The sequence below is a fragment of the Nocardia terpenica genome (genome assembly GCF_013186535.1).
In the GTDB taxonomy this organism is placed as follows: Bacteria; Actinomycetota; Actinomycetes; order Mycobacteriales; family Mycobacteriaceae; genus Nocardia; species Nocardia terpenica.
On the sequence record NZ_JABMCZ010000001.1, the window covers coordinates 597,917 to 621,566 of the forward strand.

The window sequence follows — 23,650 nt, forward strand, 5'->3', positions numbered from 1 at the left end:
GGACCGGTCCGGGGGTGGAGATTCGGGTGGAGATTTTCGTGCTCCCGCCGTGAGTGGAGGCGGCGGATGTCCATCCCGGCGCCGACGTGGCGCACCCTCCCGCGCGCATAGCGTTCGATGCGACACCGAGCAACGAGGGAGAAACCATCATGACAGTCGCCACGGACCTGCCCGCTCGCCCCGACCGCGGGTCCGGGCGAGCGCGCGATCTGCTGTCGCTCGGGCTCAGCATCGGGCTCGGCCTGGGCAGCTACTACGTTTTCCGCGCGTTCGGGGTGAGCGATGTCGCCGCGCTCGTGGCCTCGAGCATCGTCACCGCGCTGTGGGTGCTCGGGGTCGCCGTGGTCCGGGGCAGGCTCGACGGGCTGGCGGCGATCGGCTTGCCGCTCAATGGATTAGGGCTGCTGATCGCGTTCGCCGGTGGCGACGCCCGCCTGGTGCTGGCCAAGGATCCGCTCACCTCGGCGGTGCTGTGCGTGCTGCTGCTCGGCAGCCTGGTGGTCGGCCGCCCGGCCATATTCGGCATCTCCCGCCGCCTGCACGCCGGGGGCACGGAATCCGCTCGCTACTGGGAAACGCTGTGGCACAACGACCCTCAGGTCCGCCACGCCTTCCGCCGCTCCACCGAGCTGTGGGCCGCGGGCTTCGCGGTCGACGCCACCATCCGCCTGCTGATGATCTACACCCTGCCCCTCTCGGTATCGGTGGCCCTGATGAACGTCGTCCAGTTCACCATCCTCGGCATCCTCGCCGCCTTCACCTTCCACACCCGTCGGCGCTTGAATATGAAGGGGCGCATCGAACAACTGGTTGTGGTCGGGTAGTGGTCAGGCTATCCCGGCGTCGACGAAGCCGATGATCTCCGCGCAGATTTCGTCGAGGGTCACGGTGCTGTCCGGGTCGCGGTCGCTGCGGGCGAGTTCCTGCGCCAGCGAATTCACCGCGCCGATGACGGCGATCGCGAACAGTCGGTAGTCGCGGGGGCGGGCGACGCCCTGGGCCACGGCCCGCTCCGCCTCGGTTTGCAGCAGCGCGCCGATCCGCCTGCGCCATTCCCCGCGCCACTGCTCGACGGTCTCGCTGACGCCGACCACCTCGATGTAGCAGACCCGCGCGGTGCGGGCGTCGGCGCAGGTCACCTCGAGGTAGGCGCGGAAGCCGCGGGCAATGCGATCGGCGACCGGCAGCTCGGCGGTCTCCTCGAGGGTGGACAGGGCGGCCGCCGAGGCGCGCCCGGTGATGTCGTCGGCGAGCGCGATCAGCAGATTCTCGCGGCTGCCCATCTCCTCGTAGAAACTGCGCGTGGAAATGCTCGCCGCGGCGCACAACTGCTCGATGGACGTGTTGGCATAGCCCTGCGTCCCATACAACTCGAGCGCACCCTCGAGCAACCGCGCCCGCCGCTCCCCGGCCCGCTCCGCCGCGGACCGCCCCCCGTAGTGCCGCCCGCCCTTGGCCCCATCCTTCATAGCCATCACCAGGCAGATTACTCGAGCACCACCCCCATCCCACGCCCGCCCCGACGGCGCGGCGCGGCGTGGGTCTCTGTTTCGGAATCGGGCGGGGCGGTAGCGGCGTGCAGTACCCTGAGCTATGGGGTACCGGGCTCGTTTGGGTGGAATGCTGAGCGTATTGGGTCTTGCTGCCGCGCTGCCGATTTCGGCGGGGGCCGAACCGGCGCCGCCTACGCCGCCCAGCGCCTATGTCACGGTGTCGGCGGCCACGGTGTGGACCACGCCGCAGAGTCCGCGGCCGGTGGATGCGCCCGCTCTGACCAATCCGGTCGATGTGCGGCGCTGGCTGGCGGATATGACGCTGGCCCAGCAGGAGGCGCTCACCTCCGACAATCTCACCCAGACGCAGGCGCTGTTCGGCGACCGCGTGTATGTGCTGGGGGAGCAGGGCGACTGGGACGAGGTGCTGGTGCCCGGGCAGCCCACGCCGAAGAACGCGCTCGGGTATCCCGGCTGGATTCCCAAGGCGCAGTTGACATCCGACCCGGCCTTCGGAGCCCTGAAGGACAACGCGCCGTTCGCCCTCGCCGACCGGAGCGTCACCACGTGGCTCTACAACGATCCCGAGGTCGCCGACCGCAACCTCGAAATCAGCGTGAACACCCGGCTTCCCGTGCTGAGCCGCACCGACAAGGCGGTGCTGGTCGCCACCCCGGATCGCGGCCCGAAGTGGCTGGACGCCCGGGCGGTCGCGGTCTACGGGAAACCGTCGGACATCCCGCGGCCCACCGGCGCCGACCTGGTCCGCTTCGCCGCCATGTTCGTGCACATCCCGTACCTGTGGGGCGGGCGGGCCGGATTCGGTTACGACTGTTCCGGTTTCACCTCCACCATCTACCAGGTGCACGGCATCACCCTGCCGCGCGACGCGGGTCCGCAGGCCACCGACGGCAGCGCCCGCCCGGTCGACAAGTCCGACTTCCGGCCCGGCGATCTGCTGTTCTACGCCAGCAACACCAGCGACCCGGACTCGATCTACCACGTGGCCATGTACTACGGGGACAACCAGATGATCGAGGCGTTCGACGCGGCGACCCCGGTCCGCATCACCCCGGTCCGCTTCGGCCCGGACTACTGGGGCGCGCGCCGCTACCTTCCGTGACAGTGCGGATGTGCACTCGGCCAGAATGAGGGCGTTCGGTATTTCCGAATGCTTACCGATCGGCGAGCATTGTATTTGCGGACAGGAAAAACTGGGGGTTGACCCTCCATGGGGCCGCGTATACCCTTGCAGCAGGGTCGGGGAGGAAGAACAATGGACTCAATCAGATCGAAGGTGTGGGGATTCACGTTCGAGTTCGGCGAATTTCGGACACTGCCAAACTGTGAACTATTTCGTTAAGTAATATCCGTCGGCTATCGCCCGACGCGCTTCCCGTCCCACACCGGGCGAATTTCCGCCGATATGTTTCATTGCCAGGCGTTGCGAGGCCGCAGCGGTGGCAATTCTTTGCAGCGACTCGAGATCGCTTGCGGCACCGAGAAAGTTAGTATATGAATACGGCGTTGGTAACAGGGGCCTCCGGTTCCATCGGGTTCGCAATCTCCGACCAACTCGTCTCCGACGGTTTCGACGTCATCCTGCTCGGCAGGTCACTCGATCCGCTCGAAAGCGCCAAGAAAAAGCTCCTGACCGATCACCCGGATCGCCGCGTCGAGATCCAGCTCTGCGATGTGCGGCAGCCGACCGGCGTCCGGCGGCTGTTCGAGTCGCTGACCAGCCGGGACGTCACCCTCGCGGTCCTGGTCAACTGCGCCGGAATCTCCGGCGGCGGGTACACGGCCGAGATATCGGACGCGCTGTGGGCCGACGTCATGTCCACCAATCTGAACGGGACCTTCTACGTCATCCGCGACGCGCTCCAGCTCTCCCGGATCGCCCCCGGCGGCCGGATTATCAATATCGCCTCCACCGGCGGAAAACAGGGCGTCATCCACGCGGCCCCGTACTCGGCGTCCAAACACGGCGTGGTCGGCCTGACCAAGGCCATCGGGCTGGAACTGGCCCGCAACGGATCCGGTATCACGGTGAACGCGGTATGCCCCGGATTCGTGGAATCCGATATGGCCGAGCGGGTGCGCGAACATTACGCCTCGATCTGGGGGACCAGCGTCGACGAGGCACGCCGCCGCATCGAGGAACGCGTTCCGCTCGGGCGTTACATAGCACCCGACGAGGTCGCGGCAATGGTCTCCTATCTCGCCTCCCCGCGCGCCGCGGGGGTCACGGCCCAGGCGTTGAACGTCTGCGGCGGCCTCGGCAACTACTGACCATATTTATCGCCAGAAAGACATCCCATGACCACCACCGAACTGAAACCCACCGAAACCGGCGACCCGTATCCCAACAAATGCTATCTGCCCTTCATTCTCTACCCGCCCGGCATGCACCGGATCGACGGCGGGCGGGAATGGCTCGAACAGCACGTGAACATGCGGCAGGAGGGCGTCGATTTCGTCCTCTACATCGGAATCCCGTTCTGCCGCACGCGCTGTAAGTCCTGCCCCTACTTCGCGAGCCTGCTGTCGGAGAACGACCCGCGCGGCCGGGAGGAGCGCTACGTCGAGGCGCTGATCACCGACATGCGGCGCTGGGCCGAGTACCCGAAGTTCGGCAAGGGCCTGGTCCGCAACATCTACATCGGCGGCGGCACCGGAAGCATCCTGAAGACCGCCAACCTGAAGCGCGTGGTGGACACCGTCGTCGAGGTGTTCACCGTCGCCGAGGACGCCGAATTCACCCTCGAGGGCAACGCCCGCGACTACGACGACGAGAAGATCGACTACGTCGTGCGGTCCCGGATCAACCGAATCAGCCTGGGCGTGCAGTCCTTCCAGCCCGAGATCCTCGGCGTGATCGGCTCACCGCACGCGGCCGAGGACAGCGCGCGCGTCATCCGGGCCTTCCAGGCGCGCGGATTCACCAACATCCAGCTCGACCTCATGTTCAATATGCCCGGCCACACGCTCGACATCTGGCGGCGCGATCTGGAGACGCTCAACGAACTGGACGTCCCGCACTTCACCATCTACCTGTATCGGATCCACAAGGACACCATTCAGGACAAGCTGATCATCAAGGGCAAGATCCCGCGCCCGGCCGCACCGGAGAGCCCGATGGTCAAGGCCATGTACCGGGAGGCGGTCGAGATCGCCGAGGGCATGGGCTACTCGATGTACATGGTCGACCATTTCTGCCGACCCGGGTACGAGAACATGTACAACCACTACAACTGGAAGGTCTACATCGATACGCTGGCCATCGGGCCGGGGTCCTACAGCTACTTCGACGGGCACCGGCTGGGCACCGAGGCCGACCCCGAGAAGTACATGGAGCGGGTCGAGAGCGGCGATCTGCTCATCAGCTCGATCACCGACAAGATGTCCCCCCGCGTGCAGCGGGAGCGCTACGTCATCTTCGCGCTGCTGTACTACGAGATCGAATACGACTTCTACCGAAGCAAATTCGGCACATCCTTCCGCGACGACTTCGCCCCCGAACTCGCCCGGCTGCAACGCAAGGGCCTGATCGAGCTCGCCGACGATCGCATGAAGCTCACCCAACTCGGCCTCGTCTGGCACACCAATGTGATCCTGGAATTCTTCAACGAACAGTTCTGGCGCGACGAGGATTCGCTGCGCGAGCCCAACTGGTCGCTCAACGGGGTCATGGTCGAGGTCGGCGCCCACGAGCGCGCCTACTGGCTCGGCGAGGAGGGCGTCGCCTTCTATCCGCCGATCACCGCGCCCGCCGAGGCGGCCGACCATGACTGAGCGGCACCGCTTCCTGGCGGCGAGCACCGCCACCGTCGTGGCGACCCGCGGCAACGTGTGGGCGCTGTGGGCCGACGTCAACGGCTGGACGTCGTGGAACACCGGTATCAAGGCCAGCCGGTTGCACGGAAACTTCAAGCAGGGCAGCACATTCGACCTGACCCTGCAGGGCGGCCTGACCGCCGTCGGCACCATCGTCGAGGTGTCGCAGGGCGAGGGCTTCACCGACGAGACACCCACGCCGTTCGGGGTGGTCCGCAACGACCATCGCATGGCGGTCTTCGGGGACCTCGTCATCGTCACCCACCGGGTGGCGGCCGATATCGACACCGCGGTGGCGGCCGAATTCGGGACCGGAATCTGGCCGGGAATGCAGACCGGCCTCTACGACTCGCTGGCCGAACTGGTCGATCTCGCGGGCGACTGACCGCCACGACAAGGCAGGAACGGATGAAACTCGTCTCGATGCTGGCGCAGGCCAGGGCGACCGACACCTTCGCCGTCCTCGACGGCCCGCACCGCCGCACCCGCCGCGACCTGCTCGCCGCGACCGCCCGCTGCGCGGACCGCATGCGGGCGGCGGGCCTGCGTCCCGGCCGCCGGGTGCTGGCGCTGCTGGACCAGGACGCCCGCGGGCTGGTCTTCCTGGCGGCCGCCAGCGCGGTCGGCGTCAAGGTATTGATGCCCTACGACCTGGCCCGGGCGGCGGAGCCGGAATGGGCACGGCTGGTGACCCTTTCGCGCCCGGACTGCATCGTGACGACCCGGGATGTCGGCGACGCGGTGCGGGCCGCCGCGCACGCCGACCGCATTCCGGTCCTGTACGTCGGCGCCGACCCGTTCGGCGCCGACCCGGCCGGGGAGCCGGTCCCGGCCGAGATCGCCGCGCCCGTCACCGAATTCCTGGTGCTGTTCTCCAGCGGCACCACCGGACGGGCGAAGGCGATCTGCGTGTCCGAGGAACTGGTGTGCCGCCGGATCCTCAGCGTCACCCGGGCGCTGCGCTTCGGCCCGTCGACGCGGGCGTTCATGTCGGGGCTGATCAACAACACCACCGGGGTGATCTTCGGATTCGGCGCGCTGGCGCACGGGTCGGCCCTGATCTATCCGCCCGACCGGCGGCCCGAGACCTGGCCCGCGGTGGTCGCGGAGACGGGCGCGACGCACATCATGCTCCGCCCGGCCGCCCTGCGCCGGTTCGTGGACGCCGCGCTCGCGCAGGGCGCCGACCTCGGCAGCCTCGAGGTCGTCGCCTACGGTGCCGCGCCCCTGCCGCGCCGGTTGCTCGAGCAGGCCCGCGCGCTCACCGGCTGTGCCTGGATCCAGGGGTACGGCCTCAGCGAGACCTTCGGGCCGTTCTGCTGGCTGGACGAGACCGGTCATGCCGAGGGCCGGTACCGGGCGGGCGTGTACTGCGTCGGCCGCCCCGACGACACGGTGGAGCTCCGGCTCGAACCGACGCCCGAGCACCCGGCCCCGCGCGGCGAGATCCTGCTGCGCGCGGGGCGAATCATGCAGGGCTACTACGACCCCGGAACCGACCGCGTCACCCCCCTCGGCGGATGGTTCCGGACCGGCGACATCGGCGAGTGGTCGTCGTCGGGAGATCTGTTGCTGAAAGGCCGGATTCAGGCGACCATCCTCGGCGACAACGGCCACCGGGTGCACCCGGAGGAGGTGGAGGCCGCCCTCGCCGGGGTCGCCGATGTCGACGAGGTCGCCGTCGTCGGCCTGCGCGGCGCCGACGGCGTCTCGGAGAAAGTCGTTGCGGCCGTGCGCGGTCCGCTGCTGGCGCACTCCGCGGCCGCCATTCGCGACCGGGTGCGGGCCGGTCTCACCGGGGTGCTCAGCGAGGAGCTGTGGCCGGAACTGCTCTACCCCTGCGCACACCCGCTACCCGTCAATGCCGGGGACAAGGTGGACCGCCGCCGCCTCGCGGAATCCCTCGACCCGACCCTGCTCATCCCCCTGACCGGAGCTGATCGATCGTGAGCCTGGAACTTTCGCACAATATCGTCTGCCCGGCCCCGGCCGAGCGGGTGTACGCCCTGCTCACCGACCCGGCGGGCTGGCCCGGCATCCTGACGCCGTGCAAGGCGGCGCGCGTGCTGTCCGCGACGGCGACCACACAGACCGTCGAGCTGACCATGACCGCCGGAACCGGGACCGCCACCTGGGTGACCGAACGCGTGCTCCGGCCGGAGTTCTACGGCGTGGAGGAGGGACAGCCGCGGCCGATGCCGCGGGTCGAACGGATCGACACGAGCTGGCGGGTGGTGGCCCTGGACCCGAATTCCTGTGTCCTGCTCACCGAACACGTCGTCGACGCCGCCGACGACGCGGCCGCGCACGTGCGGACGATGATCCACCGCAATATCGGCAGCGCGCTGGTCGACTACCGGACGGCGAGCGAGAAGCCCCGCGCGGCGACACCGATGATCATGCCCGACACCAGGATTCGGCACACCGCGGAGTGCGCGACCGACGCGGATACCGTCTACGGGATCGTCTGCGACACCCGGTCCTGGCCGACGCTGTTCGACGCCTGCGTCGGCGTCGAGATCGTGCGCGAGGACGGAAATACCTCGGACGTCAGGGTTTTCGCCGAGCAGGACGGCCGCCGGGTGAGCTGGGAGACCCGGCGCACGCACCATCCCGCGCTGCGCCGGGTCGACTACATGCTGCCGGTTCCGATGCCGTTCGTGGCGGAGATGGCGGGGCAGTGGCGGGTGATCCCGCTCGAGGCGCACCGCTGCCTGCTGGCCGTCGACCGCTGGTGGACGATGCTCGACGACGTCACCGGCATTCGCGACGGCATCGAAACCGTCGCGCAGGCAACGGATTTCGTCCGCTCGTACGTGGACACCAATGCCGGGGCCGAGATGCGGGCGATCGCGGCGGTGGCGCGGTGACCGCCGCCGCGGTCCGCCCGCCCCGGATCCCGGTCGAGGTCGTCGCGGCCTGCGGGTACTTCCTGCCGCGGCTGATGTTCCTGAACTCCCGGATCGCACCCCAGATCCACTGGGGAGACGTCACTTCCGCCCTGGACGGCTTCCCGCTCGACGACCTCGATCTCGCGTCCGCGGGCTTCTGGCGCGAGTGGGCACGCCGCTGGGAGTCGGTGGCGCAGACCTATGTCGGCGCGGCCGCGGCGTCGACCACCACCGCGGGCCGGACCGCCGCGCTGCGCAGCGCCGCGGCCTGCTACCACTGGGCCGAATTCATGTATTTCGACGATGCGGAGCGCAAACACGCACTGCGGCAATCGGTTCGGAGCTGCTTCCGGCGAAGCCTGGCGGGCTCACCGACACCGCTGACCGAACAGGTCGCGCGGCTCGCGGACGGCACCGCGGTGCCGGTGTGGATCGCCCTGCCGCCCAACGCATCCGCGCCGGTGCCGTGCGTACTGGTCTGCAACGGCCTGGATTCGATCACCGAGGTGGAGCCGCTGGCGCTCGCCGAAACCTATCTGGAGCGCGGGCTCGCGGTGATCCTGTTCGAGGGCCCCGGCCAGGGCCTGGCACTCGGGCGCACCCCGCTGCGGGTCGACATGGAGGAAATCGTCGGCGCCGTCGCCGATCTCGCGCGCGCCCATCCCGCCGTCGACGCCGACCGGCTGGGCTTCGCGGGCATCAGCTTCGGCGGCTACTTCGCGCTGCGCGTGGCCCAGCACCTGCCGGGCACCTTCGCCTGCGTGCTGAACTTCTCCGGCGGCCCCCGGGTGGCGCCGTTCCCGGGGCTGCCCCGGCGGCTGAAGGACGACTTCCGCTTCGCGTTCCTGCGGCCGCCGGGCGCGGATCTGACCGGGCTGCTGGCGGATTCGGCGCTCGACATCACCTGGATCCCCGACACCCGGGTGCTCAGCGTGCACGGCGCGCTCGACGACATCTTCCCCGTCGCCGACATCCGGCGGCTCGACGAGCAGTGGGCGGGCCGTCACCAATCGCTGGTGTACGAGTCCGAGGCGCACGTGTGCCTCAACAGGCTGGCCCAGGCCGCCCACCGCGCCGCCGACTGGGTGCACTCCTGCCTGACGACCGATCGAGGACTCGCATGACAACTCCGAAACCGACGCCCCCGGTCGTGTCCGGGCGCACCTGGGTGATCGCGGCGACCATCGTGCTCGGTGCGTTCATGACCCAACTCGACTCCGCCCTGGTGAATATCGGCCTGGCGACCGTCAGCGGCGCGCTGCGCACCGATCTGACCACCGCGCAATGGATCGTGAGCGGTTACCTGCTCGGCCTGGCCGTCGGCCTGCCCGCCTGCTCGTGGCTGTGCCGCCGATTCGGCGCGGGCCGGGTCTGGCTGCTGGCGCTGGTCGCGTTCACCGTCGTGTCGGCGGGCTGCGCCGCCGCCCCCGACATCGGGGCCCTCATCGCGGGCCGATGCCTACAGGGCCTGGCGGGCGGAATCCTGCTGCCCGCGGGGCAAACCGTCATCGCCTACGCCGCCGGGCGCGGTGCCATGGGGCGGGTCATGAGCGTCGTCGGTTCCGCGCTGGTGCTGGCGCCCGCGCTCGGGCCGATCGTCGGCAGCACCCTGCTCGCCCGGCTGAGCTGGCCGTGGCTGTTCCTGGTCAACCTGCCCGTCGGCGCGATCGCGATCGCCCTCGGCCTGCGGGTGGTGCCGCGCGGCGAGCGCAGCGCCGGAACGCGTTTCGACGCACCGGGATTCGCGCTGATCGGGCTCGCCCTGCCGCTGGTCGCCTTCGCCATCGACCGGATCGGACAGCCCGGCGCGGGGCGGCCCGTCCTGGTCGCGATCCCGCTGCTGCTGGGCGTGCTGCTCACCGTGCTGTTCGTCCGGCGGCCACCGGCGCCGGGACGGCTGCTGGACCTCGCGGTCGCCGCCACCCCGACGTTCCGGGCCGCGGCCGCGGTCAGCCTGCTGGTGGGGATCGTGCAGTTCGGCGCGCTCGTGGCGTGGCCGCTGTATCTCCAGATCATCGCCGGGGACGGACTGATCGCCTCCGGCGTGATCATGATCGGATTCGCGCTCGGGTCCGCCATGCTGATCGTGTCCGGGCGGCTGACCGATCGGATCGGCGGCGGCCCGGTCTGCGTGGCCGGGACCGCGATCCTGGTCGTGAGTTTCCTTCCGCGCGTGCTCTCCTCGACCGGCGGCACGGTCGTGGTCACCGAGATCTGCCTGATCGTGCTCGGCATCGGTTCCGCCCTGTCGATCGTGCCCGCGTCCACGGCCGCCTATGTGGCCGTGCGGCCGCCGCAGATGCCCGACGCCGTCACGATCATCAATGTGCTGCTGCGCGTCGGCGGCGTGCTCGGCGCGTCGGTCGTGGTGGTCGTCATCGGCAGCCAGGCCATCCACGGGGTGCACGATCCCGGGCGATTCCGGGCCGTGTTCCTGGTGCTCGCCGTCGTGTCGGCGCTCGCGTTCGGATTCTCGGTCCGGCTCGTGCGCGCGGCCACAGTTCTATCCGCTCAACCGAAAACAGCTGTGCAATGAGAGTTCCCGTCATCACCGGAATCGGGGTCCGCGCGCCGGGCAGCGCCGATCGCGCCGGATTCTGGAAGATGCTGGTCGAGGGCAAACCCGCGATCCGCACCATCGACTACTTCGACCCCGCGCCCTTTCGCTCCCGCATTGCCGCGCACTGCGATTTCGACCCCGTCGCCGAGGGGCTCACCCCGCGGGAATGTCGCCGCATGGACCGGGCGACCCAGCTGGCGGTGGCCGCGGTGCGCGAGGCCGTCGCCGATTCGGGACTCGACCTCGACGCGGCCGACCCGCACCGGATCGGGGTGAGCCTGGGCAGCGCCACCGCCGCCGCCACCAGCCTGGAGCGCGAATATCTGGTGCTCTCCGACAGCGGGCGGCAGTGGGAGGTCGACGAGAATCACCTGTCGCCCTACATGTTCGACTACCTGTGCCCGGCCGCCATGCCCGCCGAGGTGGCCTGGGCCGTGCACGCCCAGGGCCCGGTCGCGCTGGTGTCCGACGGCTGCACCTCGGGCATCGACGCGGTCAGCGCCGCGGCCGACCTGATCCGGTCGGGCCGGGCCGATATCGTCGTCGCGGGCGCGGCCGAGACCCCGATCACCCCGATCGTGCTGGCCAGCTTCGACGCGATCAAAGCGACCACGCCGCACAACGATCCGCCCGAGGCCGCCTCGCGGCCCTTCGACGCCGACCGGGCGGGTTTCGTGCTCGCCGAGGGCGCCGCCATCATGATCATCGAGGAGCTGGCGGCGGCCCGCGCCCGCGGCGCGACCATCTACGCCGCCATCGGCGGCTACGCCACCCGCCTCAACGCCTATCACATGACCGGGCTGCGGGTCGACGGCCGGGAGATGGCCGAGGCCATCCGCATCGCCCTGGACCGCGCCCGGCTCGACCCGACCGCGGTCGACTACATCAACGCGCACGGCTCCGGCACCAAGCAGAACGATCGCCACGAAACCGCCGCCTACAAGCGCAGTCTCGGCGATCACGCCTATCGGGTGCCGATCAGTTCGATCAAGTCGATGGTCGGGCACTCCCTCGGCGCCATCGGCTCGATCGAACTGGCGGCCTCGGCGCTGGCCATCCACACCGGCACCATCCCGCCGACGGCGAACCTGGACTCGCCCGACCCCGACTGCGATCTGGACTACGTGCCGCACACCGCGCGGGAGCGGACCGTCGACGTCGCCCTCAGCGTCGGCAGCGGTTTCGGCGGCTTCCAGAGCGCCATGGTGCTGCACTCGGCGCAGAGCGTGGCCGCATGAGTGTCGTGCTCACCGGCATCGGCATCGTGTGCCCGACCGGCATCGGCATCGACCGGTACTGGGACAGCGTCCTGGCGGGTAGGCACGGCATCCGTCCCCTGGCGGGCGCGGCCGGGAACTACTCCAGTTCGCTCGCCGCCCGGATCGAGGGATTCGATGCCGCGCAATGGTTGTCGGACCGGCTGCTGCACCAGACCGATGTCTCCACGCGGTTCGCGCTGGCCGCGGCCGAACTGGCGCTGGCGGATTCGGCGATCGACCCGGACGCGCTCACCGACTACGACAAGGGCGTCATCACGTCCAATGCCACCGGCGGATTCGAGTTCACGCACCGGGAATTCCGCAAGTTGTGGACCGAGGGCGCCGATGTCGTCAGCGTGTACGAGTCGTTCGCCTGGTTCTACGCCGTCAATACCGGGCAGATCTCGATCCGGCACGGCATGCGCGGGCCCGGCACCGTGCTGGTCGCCGAGCAGGCGGGCGGACTGGACGCGATCGGGCGGGCGCGCGACGTGGTCCGGCAGGGCACCCCGTTCGTGCTGTGCGGCGGCGTCGACTCCTCGATGGACCCGTGGGGGTGGGTCTCGCACATCGCCAGCGGCCGGTTGACCCGCAGCACCGACCCGGACCGGGCCTACCTGCCCTTCGCCGCGGAGGCCGACGGGTACGTCCCGGGCGAGGGCGGCGCGCTGCTGGTGCTCGAGGACGCCGACTCCGCCTCGGCGCGCGCCGCCGCCCACCGCTACGCCGAGATCGCCGGTCACGCCTCGACGTTCGACGCGGCCGACGATCAGGGCGGCCCGGCGGGGCTGGCCCGCGCGATCCGGCTCGCGCTCGCCGACGCCGGGCTCACCCCCGGCGACGTCGACGCGGTCTTCGCCGACGCGGCCGGGGTGCCGGAGCTCGACCGCAGCGAATCCGACGCCCTGACAGGGGTTTTCGGTAGCACCGGGCCACCGGTCACCGCGCCCAAGAGCGGCACCGGCCGCCTCTACAGCGGGGGCGGTCCGCTCGACGTGGCCACCGCCGCGCTGTGCATGCGCGACGGCGTGCTCCCGGCGACACCCGGAACCACCGCGGTCCGGGCGGACTGCGCGGTCGACCTGGTGCTCGGCGCGCCGCGCCCGGTGGACGTGGGGGTCGCGCTGGTGCTCGCCCGCGGTCGCCTCGGCTTCAACTCGGCCCTGGTGCTCACCCGGGCTTCGTCCGCTGACAACTCGTCCGCCGACAACCGAAAGGACAACGATGGCAACGATCTCTGAATCCGATGTCCTCGCCGCGCTGATCGCCTCCGCCGGGGAGCCCGAGGCGCAGGTGCGTGCCGAGGAACTGCTCGACACCACCTTCGAGGAGCTCGGATACGACTCGCTGGCCCTGATCGAGAGCGTGTCCCGGCTCGAAAAACGGTTCGCCGTCACGATTCCCGACCACCTCGTCATGGACTGCCGCACCTTCCGCGAACTGGTCGAGCGCGCGAATGGCTGAGCACACCTATTCGCACGCCGCCTGGTGCGCGGGATCGCCGGGGGACGCCTACGGGCTCGTCGCCGATGTCACCCTGTGGCCGATCGTCTTCGGCCCGACCGTCGCGGTCGACGTGCTGGACCGCGGCACCCGCGGCCCGGTGGTGACCGAGGAGTTCCGGATCACCGCGCTGGTCGACGACCGGGTGCGCGGCTGGACCTCGCGCCGGGAATTGAACGCCGACGAGCGGACGATCGGCTTCCGCCAGCGGCATGCCCGCCCGCCCATCGAATCCATGTCCGGCAGTTGGAGTTTCCGCCCCGACCGCGGCGGCACCCGGGTGGAGCTGGTGCACCGCTGCGTGCTCGCCGACGACGGAGCCGACACCCGCGCCTGGCTGCGGGCCGCGCTCGACGCCAATTCCGAACGGGAACTGGGCGCGCTCACCGACCTGTGCGCCGCGGCGGTCCCCGTCGGCGATCTGGTCCTGCGCTGCGCCGACACCGTGCCGGTCGACGACATCGACCACGCCTACCGGGCCATCGATGACGCCGGATCGTGGCCGGACCGGCTGCCGCACGTGCTCGAATCCGTGCTGAGCGAACCCGAACCGGGCACCCAGGATCTGCGGATGACCGTGCGCACCCCCGACGGGACCGTGCACCGGACCCGATCCATCCGGCTGTGCACCGCCGGAAAACGGATCCGCTACAAGCAATTACAGACACCGGACGGGCTGGCCGGGCACAGCGGCCGCTGGGACTTCGACCGGGACACCGCGACCGTCACCGGCAGCCATCTGGCGCTGCTGGATCCGCGCACCGTCACCGATCGCGAGCAGGCGGCCCGGTTGCGCGAAACCTTCGGCGCCCGGCTGCGCGCCAACAGCCGGGCGACCCTCAGCACGCTCACCGGCGTCGCGGGACACCGGTCATGACCCGATCGACCGCCCCGCTGGGGCACGTGCAGGATATCGGCAACGGCGTGCACGCGTTCGTCCAGCCCGACGGCGGATGGTTCCTCAACAATGTCGGCATCGTGGTGGGAGCCGACCTCGTCGTACTGATCGACACCGCCGCGACCGAACGCCGCACCCGCGCGCTGCTCGCCGCCGTGGACGAGCTCGCCCCCGGCCGTCCCCGGATCGCGGTCACCACCCATTTCCACGGCGACCACACCCTCGGGAACGCGTTTCTCGACCGCGAGACCCGGATCGTCGCGCATGCGGGGACCCGTGCCCTGATGGCGGAGACGGGGCTGTCGGTGACCGAGATGTGGCCGGAGGTCGAGTGGGGAGCGGTCCGGGTCCGGCTGCCCGACGTCGAGATCACGGATTTCGCTGCGGTGCATACCGGTTCGCATCGCGTCGAGCTGCGGCACCCGGGCGTGTCGCACACCGCCCACGATCTGGTCGCGTGGCTGCCCGACGACGGCGTGCTGTTCGCCGGGGACCAGGTGATGTCCGGCTGCACGCCGTTTCTGCTGTTCGGCTCGGTCCTCGGCGCCCGGGAGGCGATGACGACGCTGCAGGAGCTGCGGCCGCGGGTCGTGGTGCCCGGCCACGGGGCCGTCGCCGACGCCGGGATCATCGACGACAACATCACCTACCTGGAGTGGATCCTCGACCTCGCCGCGCGGGCAATGCGCCACGGCCACAGCCCGGTTCGGGCCGTCCGCGACGCCGGGCCCGGTCCGTTCCCGCACTGGATCGATCCGGAGCGGCACGTGGCGAACGTGCATCGCGCGCTGGCGGATCTGTGGGGCGTGCCGGGCGGGACCCCGCTCGACCTCGCGAAGGTGATGGCCGATGTCGCCGCGGCCTGCCCGGGCGGGCGGCTGCGATGCCGGGCGTGAGACCACCCGAATATGTCGTACCCATCGAGTACATTTCCGGCGGGGAGTCCGCTGCGAAAAGCAGAATCAGGAGAGCATCATGTGGAAGACCGAATACTCCGCCACCACCGACCTGTCCGCCCACGCCGTCTGGAATGCGTTGCGCGACATCCACACCGGCGCCGCGATCAGCGGCGGCGGCGACACGTTCGAGATTCACGGCCCCTACGAGATCGGCACCGAGATATCGGTGACGCCGCAGGGGCAGGAAACGTTCCGGTCGGTTATTGTCGAGCTCGTCGAGGGCGAGGTTTATGCCGACCGCACCGAATTCAACGGTCTCGTGCTCACATTCCGGCACCTGTTCCGGCCCGAGGGCGGGCGGCTCACCGTCACCCACGAACTGCTCATCGAGGGCCCCGAGGCCGACCGGGTCGGGCCGGAGCTCGGCCCGCAGATCAGCGCCGACTTCCCCGACGCCATGAAATCCCTGTTCGCCATTGCCGCCGAGCGCCGCACCACGGCCTGACCGCCATGACACCCGCTCGCGCGACCACTGTTCCGCGATCGCCGCGCATCGACACTCGGCGGGGGCGGATCACCGTTCTCGGCCGGTTCTCCCTCGCCGAGTCGATCGACTTCGGCTTCGGCGCCCGCCGCGCCGAGACCGGCTCGGCCATGCGCCTGGCATTCGTCACCGACGACTACGAGGGCCACGCCGCGGTCGTGGTCACCCAGCCCGGCCCGCACGACGTCCACTGCGAGGTGGTGTCGGCCCCCGATCCCGAAGCGGCACTGCGCCAAACGGCGCGCATGCTGTCCATCGACGTGGACGGCACCGGGTGGGACGAGCTCGGCGTCGGCGACCGGCTCATCCGGGCGCTGCAGCGGGCCCGGCCGGGCCTGCGCCCGCCGCTGTTCCACTCCGCGTACGAGGCCGCCGCCTGGGCCGTGCTCTCGGCCCGCCGCCCGGCATCGGCCATGACCGTGCTGCGCGACCGGCTCGCGCAGGCGCACGGCGCGAGCTTCGACCTCGCCGGACAGGTCGTGCACGCGTTCCCGACGCCCGAACAACTGCTGCGGGTCGGCTCCTTCCCGGGCCTGCCGGAGGAGAAGCTCACCCGCATGCAGGAGGTGGCGCGCTGGGCCCTGGAGGGCAGGCTCGACACCGACCGGCTGCGCGCCCTCGACCCCGCCGAGGCCCTGCGAATACTGCAGGGAATCAAGGGCATCGGCCCCTTCTACAGCATGCTCGTAGTGGTCCGCGCCCTCGGCCACACCGATGTCCTCGCCGAGGGCGAACCCCGCCTGCTCGCCACCCTCGGCCACCTACTAGCCCGCCCCACCCCCGCCACCCAGCAGGACCTGGCAACCCTCGCCGAAGCCTGGCACCCCTGGCGAACCTGGGCCACCGTCGCCATCCGCGCCGCAGGCCCCCGCCTCGCCCCACTCACCGACCCGGCCTGATCCCGGCTATTCTCGGAGGGTCCCTCCACTTGGCCGGAGGTCGGTCATGTCCGAGCACGACTTGCAGCGGCGGGCCCTGCGCGCCGATGCCAGGCGGAACTACGAGCGCATCCTCGCTGTTGCCGATGCGGCGGTCGCCGAGCATGGTGCGGGCGCCTCGCTCGAGGAGATCGCCCGCCGCGCCGGGGTCGGCTCGGCGACCCTGCACCGGCACTTCCCGACCCGGAAGGCCCTGCTGGAGGCGGTCTTCCACGAGCGGGTGGAGGCGCAGTGCGCCCGCGCCAACGCCCTGGCCGACCGCGCGGACACCGCCACCGGCCTGATCGTCTGGCTGCGCGCCGTCGGCGCCTACATCGCCACCACCCGCGGCCTGGCCTCCTCGCTGCTCGACGGCGGCCACACCCCCGGCCCGCTCGCCGAAACCACCTGCTACACCATGATCCGCACCGCCGGATCCACCCTCCTGCACGCCGCGGTAGCGGCAGACGCCGTCCGCCCGGAAGTCTCCATCGATGACCTCCTAACCCTGGTCAACGCCATATCCCTGGCCACCGAACACATCCCGGGCAACGCGGCCGAAGCCGACCGCCTGCTGCTGCTCGTCATCGATGGCATCAGAGCGCGGCCTCGTCGAGCACCCTGACGTCGCCGCTCCGCCGCCGCGACACCCGCACCGCCGCCTCGACCAGGACCGCGACCGCGATATTGATGCCGAGGGCGGGGATTCCCGCGTTCACGTTGGCCAGGTTGATCTTCCAGAAGGTTGCCCAGATGACGAAGCCGACTCCGGCGAGGAGGCCGCCGAGGACGGACGCCTTGCTCAGTAGTGGGCGGTCGGGGAGCCCGGCGAGCAGGCCGGGGGCGAATTGGACCAGGCCGCTGTAGGTGATGAGCAGCAGGTTGGCGAGGGCGTTGGGGCGGGTCAGGTCGAGGATGAGGGCCGAGCCCAGGATGACCAGGACCGCACCGTGATTGGTGAGGAATTGGGCGCGCGGGCCGCCGACGCGAATCACGTTGCGCGCCACGTTCGACGACATGGCCAGCACCATGACCGAGGCGGGTACCATCGCCGCCGCCGCGCCCGCCACCGCGATGAATCCGAGTAGCCACGGCGGTAGGGCCTGCCGCGCCAGGGTCAGCAGCGCGCCGTTGGCCGACGCGTCCCGGGACAGGGCGAGGATGGCGACGAAACCGATGGTCATCGGCAGGATCAGGGTGATCTGATAGAGCGGCAGCATGATCCAGTTGCGGCGCAGGCTTTTCGGGCTGCGGGCCGACAGCAGCGCGGGCCAGCTGAACGGGAAGGTGAACAGGCCGCTGCCGAGGAAGCTGGCCAGCATGCTGGTGATCCACCAGACCCGATCGTTGGGACCGGCGTGCACGGTCAGCATCGTCGGGTGCAGCCGCGCGACCTCGCGGAAGGTGTGCAGCAGACCGCCGCCGGTGAAATGCAGCGGCACCGCCACCGCCACGATCGCGACCGCGGCGAGCATCAGCGCATCCTTCAGATACGAGGTGGCGGCCGTGCCGCGGATGCCCGCCCAGAGCACGAACGCCGCCGTCAGCACGGTCCCGGCCACCATTCCCCAGGTGCCCGAACCACTGTCGTGCGTGACCAGCCCGATGATCAGTCCCAGCCCGGTGATCTGCAATTGCAGATACGGCAGCATGAACACCACCGAGCAGACCGCCACCACCGTGCCCAATGTCGTGCTGCCGTACCGCTGTTCGTAGAAATCGGCCTGGGTGAGATAGCCGTGCCGCCGCCCCAGCCGCCACAGCCGCGGCCCGATGAAATACCAGGTGATGCACGCCAGCGGCACGTACGGAATGGCGTAGGTGGCCGCCACGCCGCCGGTGAACGCCAGGCCCGCCATGCCGAGGAAGGTGAAGGTGGTGAAGGTCTCCCCGGCCTGCAGGAACCACATGGTGACCGTGCCGAAACGGCCTCCGGCGACCGACCATTCGGCGAGATCGGCGGCGGGCGTGCGGCGGCCGAGGAAGCCGATTACCGCGATCACCACCATTCCCGCGAGCGCGATGATCGCAACGATGTTCACGGCGACGGTTCTCCGCCCTCGTCGTCCGAGTGCCGGGTGCGCCCCCACTCGACCGCCGCCAGGGCGGGCACGATCACCAGCACCCACGCCGAGGTCCAGACCATCATGGCGGGCAGGCCGAGCCACAGCCGCGCGGTATTGACGAACGGCAGCCAGGGCGTGGCCACCAGCGCCACCGCCGGTATCACCGGCAGCAGCAGGACGAGATCGCGGCTACGGCGCACCGACGGCCTCCCGGGCGAGGCGCCGGATCGCGAGCTCGGCCAGCAGCGCCGCGCCGTCGGGCAGGACCGCGTCGTCGAAGGTGGCCCAGGGGGAGTGGTTGTAGGCGGCCTGCGCGGGATCCACATCGCGGGGCACGGCGCCGAGCATGGCGAAACTGCCCGGGATGGCGTCCAAGACGCGGGAGAAGTCCTCGGAACCGGTGAGCGGGTTGGCCATTCGCTGGAAGCGCTGCTCGCCGAAGACCTCGGCGACGGTGTCGGCGAGGAAGTCGGTCTCGGCGGGATCGGTGGCGGTGACCGGGTATTCGTTGTGGTACTCGACGTCCACCTCGAGCCCGTGCGCCGCCGCGACGGACCGCACCAGCGTCACCGCGGCATCGGTGACCCGGGCCTGCGCGGCGCCCGAGAAGCTGCGCACCGTCGCCTCGAACGAGGCCGTATCCGGAATGATGTTGCGGCGGGTCCCGGCCCGCACGACGCCGACGGTGAGCACCACCGGATCGAAGACGTCGAAGGTTCTGGTCACCATCGTCTGCAGCCCGGTGATCATCTCGGCCAGGGCGGGCACCGGATCCTTGGCGCGGTGCGGGCTCGCGCCGTGGCCCCCGGCCCCGCGGACGGTGACATCGAGCCGGTCCGACGCGGCCAGCATCGCCCCGGTGCGAGAGGCGAAGACGCCCTGCGGAATCGCCGCGGAGGTCACGTGCAGCCCGTACCCGGCCGCCGCCCGCCGCCCCGCCGCGTCCAGCACCCCCTCGGCCAGCATGTGCCCGGCCCCGTCCCAGCCCTCCTCGCCCGGCTGGAACATGAACACCACGTCCCCGGACAGCTTGTCCCGATGCTCGCACAGCAGCCGGGCCGCCCCCACGAGCATCGCCACGTGCAGATCGTGACCGCAGGCGTGCATGGTGTCCCCGGTCTGCGAGGCATACGGGACGTTCACCCGCTCGGCGACCGGCAGCGCGTCCATATCCCCGCGCAGAAGTACCGCGGCCCCACCGGGATTCCCGCGCAGCACCGCGGTAACCGACGACAGCGAGTCCCCCGTCTCGATCTCCAGCGGCAGCCCGTCGAGCGCGGCGAGCACCCGCTCCTGCGTGTGCGGCAGCTCGAGCCCCACCTCGGGCCGCCGATGCAGATCCCGCCGCACCCGGGCCAGCTCATCGGACAGTTCGGACGCATCATCAACAAGCCCCACGGGCCACCTCCCGAACATGACGCGAAACCCGATGCGAGATACCGAGCTTCACTGTTTCAGACTTGCGATGATTCCCTATCGAATTCGGTCACGCCACGGGAACGGCGAATGTCTCCTCAGGCGAGCAGGCTCGCCGTCCGCGAGATCAGATCGAGTAATCCGTCGAATTGTTCCGCGTCCGTTCGCGGATGCAGCAGGGTGACCTTGAGCCAGAGTCTGCGCTGGCCGTCGGCGTCGGCGGCGATGGCTCGGCCGAGCACGGCGGTGCCCTCGTGCAGCAGGTGCCTGCGGACGGCGGCCACCAATTTGTCGCCGGTGTGGTCGTCGGCCCAGTCCGCCTCGATCGGGCGCAGCAGCACGGTGCTGATGCCGATCTCGCCGGGGCGGCGGCGCAGGCCGGGGTGGGCGTCGACGGCGGCGGCGAATCGCTCCGCGGTGCGCACGCAGTGTTCGATGAGCAGGGCGATGCCGCGGCGGCCGAGGGCGCGCATGGTGACCGCGATCTTGAACGCGTCGGGTCGCCGGGAGGTGCGCAGGGAGCGGCCCAGCAGATCGGGCAGTCCCGCCTCGGTGTCGTCGGCCGCGTTGAGGTAGTCCGCCTCGATGCTCAGCCGGGTCATGACCGACGCGTCGCGCACGGCCAGGATCCCGGACGCCACCGGCTGCCAGCCGAGTTTGTGCAGATCGAACGAGACCGTATCGGCCGCCTCGATGCCCGCGAGCCGCCCCGCCAGTTCGTCGCTGAACAGCAGCGGCCCGCCGTAGGCGGCATCGACGTGCAGGTGCGCCCCGTGCGCGGCGGCGATCTCGGCCAGCCGGGGGAGCGGGTCGATCAGCCCTTCGTCGGTCGTCCCCGCGGTGGCGACGACGACGGCGGGCCCGGACAATTCGCGCAGCACCCGGTCCACCGACTCGGGCGGCAGGTGGCCGTGGGGGCAGTCGACGACCACCGGGTCGGGCAGCCCGAGCAACCACGCGGCGCGCCCGATGCTGTGGTGGGCGTTGGCACCGCAGACCACCCGCACCGGACCGGTCGCGCGGGCCTGTTCGCGGGCCAGCAGCAGCGCCATGAGATTCGACTCGGTGCCCCCGCTGGTGATCACCGCGTCCGGCCGCGCGGCCCGCGGATAGACCAGGGCGGCAAGCACATCCGTCACACCCTGCTCGATCACCGACGCGGCGGGCGCCTGGTCCCACGAGTCCATGGACGGATTGAGCACCGACGCCGCGAAATCCGCCGCGGCGGCCACGGCCAGCGGCGGGACGTGCAGATGCGCGACACAGTACGGATCCGACGGGTCGGCGGCACCGGCGGACAGCACGGTGGTCAGCTCCCGCAGCGCGGTCTCCGGGCCGTCGCCGTGTTCCGGCAGCACCGCACCGCCGAGCGCGGCGTGCACCCGCCGTGTCACCGCCCCCGGCCCGCCCGCGGGCAGCGGTCCGTGCCGCTGCTCGGCGCCCTCCGCGAGCGCGTCGAGAACCACGGACGTCATGTCCCGCAAGACGTTTCCGAACCCAGCCGGAGCGGCCACCGCATCGACCGGCGCCATGCCTCAACTCCAATTCTTGACACTATCGCCGAAATACGATCCGGTCAGCATCCCACCGGCGAAGAGGACTGTAGGTCTTGGTATCTCGGCCGGGCAACCCCGTGTGTGAGACCTCACCGGCCGCTCGGATCCGGCGGTGCGGTGCGCCGCCGACTCCTTTGCGCGAGCCGCGAATGCATGGGCTGCACAAGTATGCCCACCTGGAATCATTCGAATTCCGTGAATAACCCCTAGGGCAGGTAAATAATCGGTGAACGGTGCACAAACATAAGGTGTACGAGAATTTTGATCATATTTGCCCGGTCGTACCATCGACGTGCCACTACCTCTGAAAGTGGCGTGAGAGAAAAGAGAGGTCGATGAGCAGTATCCGCAAGACTCTTGCCTCTGTTTCTGTGGTGGTTGTCGGTGGCTTTTCCGCACTTGCTTTCAATCCAACGATAGCGTACGCCAACGATGGCGGACCCTATTATTGGGACGTGCCGGTGCCGACGCAGGCGCAGGTGGACATCATCGCTCGCGCGGGCATAGAAATGGTTCCCGCAGGTCCGGGCCGGGTGACGATCGCGGTCGACGAGGCGGGCGCTCAGGCGCTGCGGAATCAGGGCCTGGAGCCGACGAAGAAGGCCCCGGTATACAAGTCGCTACCGCAGCAGCCGAAACCGCCCGGCGCGGAAAATACGTACTACGGCGGCTATCACACCGCGTCGGACCTGCTCGATCACGCCCGGAATGTCGCCACCAAATACCCCGGAATCGCCCAGGTGCACGATTTCGGCAAAACCTGGCTGGCCACCCAGGGCTCCGGCGGTCACACCATGAGCGTCCTCTGCCTGACCGGATCCAAAACACCGCCGCAGGCGACCGATCAGCAAAAGGCCGCGGCGAAAACGTCGGGCGATCCGGCCGGGTGCGCGCTGTCGCCCACCTCGACCAAACCGCGTTTCCTGCTGACCGTGCAGATCCACGCCCGCGAGTTGGCGACCGGTGAACTGGGCTGGCGGTGGATCGATTACCTCGCCGACGGGTACGGCACCGACAGCACGGCGACCTCGATCCTGGACTCCACCGAGATCTGGGTCGTCCCGGTGACCAACCCGGACGGTGTCGACGTGGTGTCCAGCGGCGGCGACCAGCCCAAGATGCAGCGCAAGAATGTCGACAACAGCCAGACGCCGCCGACCTGCGACGTCGTCGACGGGTCCGGCCAGGGCCCCGGCGTGGATCTGAACCGCAACTTCACCGAGCGCTGGGGCGGGGATTCGACGGACCCCTGCGCCGAGACCTACCAGGGCCCGAGCGGGGGCAGCGAACCGGAAACCCAAGCCGTGCAACAGCTTTACGCGGACCTGTTCCCCGACCAGCGGCCCAGCGGCGGCGGCGATGTCCCCGATACCGCGACCGGATTGATGATCGATCTGCATTCCTACGGGAATTACGGCATCATCCCGAACGGTGACACCGATACGAACACGGCCGAATTGCGGGCATTGACCACGAAGATCGTGCCCAGCGGGTTCGTCGTCGGCACCGACGTCGAGACCGTCGGATATTCGACCACCGGATCGACCATGGACCAGGCGAACGGAACCCTGGGCGTAGCGGCACTCACCATCGAGATCGGCCCGAACGATGCCTCGGACTGCGGCGGCTTCATGCCCAGCTACTCCTGCGTGGACAGCACCTTCTGGCCGGAAATGAAGCAGGCCTTCACCACCGCCGCCCAATCGGCGGGCGCACCGTACAAACAATCCGTAACCCACACGGCCCCTTGAGCTTTCGAGCCGTCCGGTAACCAGAGTCCCCTCCCGCCGCCCGACCGGGAGGGGACCGTT

The 23,650-nt window shown here is 69.9% G+C and carries 23 protein-coding genes; 18 read left to right on the forward strand and 5 right to left on the reverse strand.

Annotated features, from left to right (window positions below; genetic code table 11):
- The first annotated feature begins 149 nt into the window (after nucleotides 1-149).
- Nucleotides 150-824 (forward strand): VC0807 family protein, encoded by a 675-nt coding sequence (locus HPY32_RS02615; RefSeq protein ID WP_156674175.1) that lies wholly within the window; start codon nucleotides 150-152, stop codon nucleotides 822-824.
- Nucleotides 825-827: 3 nt separating this feature from the next.
- On the opposite strand, the gene HPY32_RS02620 is transcribed toward HPY32_RS02615, so the two are convergent.
- On the reverse strand, nucleotides 828-1,475 hold the full coding sequence (locus HPY32_RS02620; RefSeq protein ID WP_216675867.1) for a TetR/AcrR family transcriptional regulator: 648 nt from the start codon (nucleotides 1,473-1,475) through the stop codon (nucleotides 828-830).
- 145 nt (nucleotides 1,476-1,620) lie between these two features.
- Here HPY32_RS02620 and HPY32_RS02625 point away from each other — a divergent pair, with 145 nt between their 5' ends.
- The 16 genes from HPY32_RS02625 (at nucleotide 1,621) to HPY32_RS02700 (ending at nucleotide 17,426) form a co-directional block, all read left to right on the forward strand.
- Nucleotides 1,621-2,616 (forward strand): C40 family peptidase, encoded by a 996-nt coding sequence (locus HPY32_RS02625; RefSeq protein WP_171982695.1) that lies wholly within the window; start codon nucleotides 1,621-1,623, stop codon nucleotides 2,614-2,616.
- A 392-nt stretch (nucleotides 2,617-3,008) separates the two neighbouring features.
- Nucleotides 3,009-3,785: an SDR family NAD(P)-dependent oxidoreductase gene (locus tag HPY32_RS02630; protein ID WP_067582803.1), complete on the forward strand. Its 777-nt coding sequence runs from the start codon at nucleotides 3,009-3,011 to the stop codon at nucleotides 3,783-3,785.
- A 27-nt stretch (nucleotides 3,786-3,812) separates the two neighbouring features.
- A complete protein-coding gene (locus HPY32_RS02635) occupies nucleotides 3,813-5,288 on the forward strand; it encodes a coproporphyrinogen-III oxidase family protein (protein ID WP_067582807.1) in 1,476 nt (491 codons plus the stop codon).
- Nucleotides 5,281-5,715 (forward strand): SRPBCC family protein, encoded by a 435-nt coding sequence (locus HPY32_RS02640; RefSeq protein WP_067582810.1) that lies wholly within the window; start codon nucleotides 5,281-5,283, stop codon nucleotides 5,713-5,715. The genes HPY32_RS02635 and HPY32_RS02640 overlap by 8 nt, the downstream gene beginning before the upstream one ends.
- Nucleotides 5,716-5,738: 23 nt before the next feature.
- Nucleotides 5,739-7,280 carry a class I adenylate-forming enzyme family protein gene (locus HPY32_RS02645; protein WP_067582813.1) on the forward strand — a complete coding sequence of 514 codons (1,542 nt, stop codon included), beginning with the start codon at nucleotides 5,739-5,741 and terminating at the stop codon, nucleotides 7,278-7,280.
- Nucleotides 7,277-8,200 carry an SRPBCC family protein gene (locus HPY32_RS02650; RefSeq protein WP_067582816.1) on the forward strand — a complete coding sequence of 308 codons (924 nt, stop codon included), beginning with the start codon at nucleotides 7,277-7,279 and terminating at the stop codon, nucleotides 8,198-8,200. Before HPY32_RS02645 ends, HPY32_RS02650 begins: the two co-directional genes overlap by 4 nt.
- The gene (locus HPY32_RS02655) at nucleotides 8,197-9,345 is read left to right on the forward strand and encodes an alpha/beta hydrolase family protein (protein WP_067582819.1); all 1,149 of its coding nucleotides are present in this window, start codon (nucleotides 8,197-8,199) and stop codon (nucleotides 9,343-9,345) included. Before HPY32_RS02650 ends, HPY32_RS02655 begins: the two co-directional genes overlap by 4 nt.
- Nucleotides 9,342-10,757 (forward strand): MFS transporter, encoded by a 1,416-nt coding sequence (locus HPY32_RS02660; protein ID WP_067582822.1) that lies wholly within the window; start codon nucleotides 9,342-9,344, stop codon nucleotides 10,755-10,757. The genes HPY32_RS02655 and HPY32_RS02660 overlap by 4 nt, the downstream gene beginning before the upstream one ends.
- Nucleotides 10,754-12,019, forward strand: coding sequence for a beta-ketoacyl-[acyl-carrier-protein] synthase family protein (locus HPY32_RS02665; RefSeq protein ID WP_067582824.1), 1,266 nt, complete (start codon nucleotides 10,754-10,756; stop codon nucleotides 12,017-12,019). The genes HPY32_RS02660 and HPY32_RS02665 overlap by 4 nt, the downstream gene beginning before the upstream one ends.
- Complete coding sequence (locus tag HPY32_RS02670) at nucleotides 12,016-13,281, forward strand: ketosynthase chain-length factor (RefSeq protein ID WP_067582827.1); 1,266 nt, start codon at nucleotides 12,016-12,018, stop codon at nucleotides 13,279-13,281. Before HPY32_RS02665 ends, HPY32_RS02670 begins: the two co-directional genes overlap by 4 nt.
- Nucleotides 13,265-13,504 carry an acyl carrier protein gene (locus tag HPY32_RS02675; protein ID WP_067582830.1) on the forward strand — a complete coding sequence of 80 codons (240 nt, stop codon included), beginning with the start codon at nucleotides 13,265-13,267 and terminating at the stop codon, nucleotides 13,502-13,504. Before HPY32_RS02670 ends, HPY32_RS02675 begins: the two co-directional genes overlap by 17 nt.
- The gene (locus HPY32_RS02680) at nucleotides 13,497-14,420 is read left to right on the forward strand and encodes an aromatase/cyclase (protein WP_067582833.1); all 924 of its coding nucleotides are present in this window, start codon (nucleotides 13,497-13,499) and stop codon (nucleotides 14,418-14,420) included. Before HPY32_RS02675 ends, HPY32_RS02680 begins: the two co-directional genes overlap by 8 nt.
- Complete coding sequence (locus tag HPY32_RS02685) at nucleotides 14,417-15,337, forward strand: MBL fold metallo-hydrolase (RefSeq protein ID WP_067582836.1); 921 nt, start codon at nucleotides 14,417-14,419, stop codon at nucleotides 15,335-15,337. Before HPY32_RS02680 ends, HPY32_RS02685 begins: the two co-directional genes overlap by 4 nt.
- Nucleotides 15,338-15,416: 79 nt before the next feature.
- The gene (locus HPY32_RS02690) at nucleotides 15,417-15,845 is read left to right on the forward strand and encodes an SRPBCC family protein (protein WP_067582839.1); all 429 of its coding nucleotides are present in this window, start codon (nucleotides 15,417-15,419) and stop codon (nucleotides 15,843-15,845) included.
- A gap of 5 nt (nucleotides 15,846-15,850) precedes the next feature.
- Nucleotides 15,851-16,783: a DNA-3-methyladenine glycosylase family protein gene (locus tag HPY32_RS02695; protein ID WP_082870927.1), complete on the forward strand. Its 933-nt coding sequence runs from the start codon at nucleotides 15,851-15,853 to the stop codon at nucleotides 16,781-16,783.
- 46 nt (nucleotides 16,784-16,829) lie between these two features.
- Nucleotides 16,830-17,426 (forward strand): TetR/AcrR family transcriptional regulator, encoded by a 597-nt coding sequence (locus HPY32_RS02700; RefSeq protein ID WP_067582842.1) that lies wholly within the window; start codon nucleotides 16,830-16,832, stop codon nucleotides 17,424-17,426.
- On the opposite strand, the gene HPY32_RS02705 is transcribed toward HPY32_RS02700, so the two are convergent.
- The 4 genes from HPY32_RS02705 to HPY32_RS02720 form a co-directional block, all read right to left on the reverse strand.
- On the reverse strand, nucleotides 17,398-18,843 hold the full coding sequence (locus tag HPY32_RS02705; protein ID WP_231951472.1) for a sodium:solute symporter family protein: 1,446 nt from the start codon (nucleotides 18,841-18,843) through the stop codon (nucleotides 17,398-17,400). The genes HPY32_RS02700 and HPY32_RS02705 overlap by 29 nt on opposite strands.
- Entirely contained in the window at nucleotides 18,840-19,067 is a 228-nt protein-coding gene (locus HPY32_RS02710; protein ID WP_067582845.1) for a hypothetical protein, read from the reverse strand. The genes HPY32_RS02705 and HPY32_RS02710 overlap by 4 nt, the downstream gene beginning before the upstream one ends.
- Nucleotides 19,057-20,265, reverse strand: a complete 1,209-nt coding sequence (locus tag HPY32_RS02715; RefSeq protein WP_067582848.1) for a M20 metallopeptidase family protein — start codon at nucleotides 20,263-20,265, stop codon at nucleotides 19,057-19,059. The genes HPY32_RS02710 and HPY32_RS02715 overlap by 11 nt, the downstream gene beginning before the upstream one ends.
- A gap of 116 nt (nucleotides 20,266-20,381) precedes the next feature.
- Nucleotides 20,382-21,758 (reverse strand): pyridoxal phosphate-dependent decarboxylase family protein, encoded by a 1,377-nt coding sequence (locus HPY32_RS02720; protein WP_197696407.1) that lies wholly within the window; start codon nucleotides 21,756-21,758, stop codon nucleotides 20,382-20,384.
- A 536-nt stretch (nucleotides 21,759-22,294) separates the two neighbouring features.
- On the opposite strand from HPY32_RS02720, the gene HPY32_RS02725 reads away from it, so the two are divergent.
- Nucleotides 22,295-23,590 carry a M14 family zinc carboxypeptidase gene (locus tag HPY32_RS02725; RefSeq protein WP_156674177.1) on the forward strand — a complete coding sequence of 432 codons (1,296 nt, stop codon included), beginning with the start codon at nucleotides 22,295-22,297 and terminating at the stop codon, nucleotides 23,588-23,590.
- Nucleotides 23,591-23,650 lie beyond the last annotated feature (60 nt).

Excerpts from the sequence above, each read along its gene's own strand:
- HPY32_RS02630 (WP_067582803.1), top strand. The coding sequence starts at position 3,009 with ATGAATACGGCGTTGGTAACAGGGGCCTCCGGTTCCATCGGGTTCGCA.
- HPY32_RS02685 (WP_067582836.1), top strand. The coding sequence starts at position 14,417 with ATGACCCGATCGACCGCCCCGCTGGGGCACGTGCAGGATATCGGCAAC.
- HPY32_RS02645 (WP_067582813.1), top strand. The coding sequence starts at position 5,739 with ATGAAACTCGTCTCGATGCTGGCGCAGGCCAGGGCGACCGACACCTTC.
- HPY32_RS02670 (WP_067582827.1), top strand. The coding sequence starts at position 12,016 with ATGAGTGTCGTGCTCACCGGCATCGGCATCGTGTGCCCGACCGGCATC.
- HPY32_RS02660 (WP_067582822.1), top strand. The coding sequence starts at position 9,342 with ATGACAACTCCGAAACCGACGCCCCCGGTCGTGTCCGGGCGCACCTGG.
- HPY32_RS02695 (WP_082870927.1), top strand. The coding sequence starts at position 15,851 with ATGACACCCGCTCGCGCGACCACTGTTCCGCGATCGCCGCGCATCGAC.
- HPY32_RS02720 (WP_197696407.1), bottom strand. The coding sequence starts at position 21,758 with ATGACGTCCGTGGTTCTCGACGCGCTCGCGGAGGGCGCCGAGCAGCGG.
- HPY32_RS02635 (WP_067582807.1), top strand. The coding sequence starts at position 3,813 with ATGACCACCACCGAACTGAAACCCACCGAAACCGGCGACCCGTATCCC.
- HPY32_RS02625 (WP_171982695.1), top strand. The coding sequence starts at position 1,621 with ATGCTGAGCGTATTGGGTCTTGCTGCCGCGCTGCCGATTTCGGCGGGG.
- HPY32_RS02675 (WP_067582830.1), top strand. The coding sequence starts at position 13,265 with ATGGCAACGATCTCTGAATCCGATGTCCTCGCCGCGCTGATCGCCTCC.
- HPY32_RS02680 (WP_067582833.1), top strand. The coding sequence starts at position 13,497 with ATGGCTGAGCACACCTATTCGCACGCCGCCTGGTGCGCGGGATCGCCG.
- HPY32_RS02640 (WP_067582810.1), top strand. The coding sequence starts at position 5,281 with ATGACTGAGCGGCACCGCTTCCTGGCGGCGAGCACCGCCACCGTCGTG.
- HPY32_RS02620 (WP_216675867.1), bottom strand. The coding sequence starts at position 1,475 with ATGGCTATGAAGGATGGGGCCAAGGGCGGGCGGCACTACGGGGGGCGG.
- HPY32_RS02700 (WP_067582842.1), top strand. The coding sequence starts at position 16,830 with ATGTCCGAGCACGACTTGCAGCGGCGGGCCCTGCGCGCCGATGCCAGG.
- HPY32_RS02615 (WP_156674175.1), top strand. The coding sequence starts at position 150 with ATGACAGTCGCCACGGACCTGCCCGCTCGCCCCGACCGCGGGTCCGGG.
- HPY32_RS02665 (WP_067582824.1), top strand. The coding sequence starts at position 10,754 with ATGAGAGTTCCCGTCATCACCGGAATCGGGGTCCGCGCGCCGGGCAGC.
- HPY32_RS02690 (WP_067582839.1), top strand. The coding sequence starts at position 15,417 with ATGTGGAAGACCGAATACTCCGCCACCACCGACCTGTCCGCCCACGCC.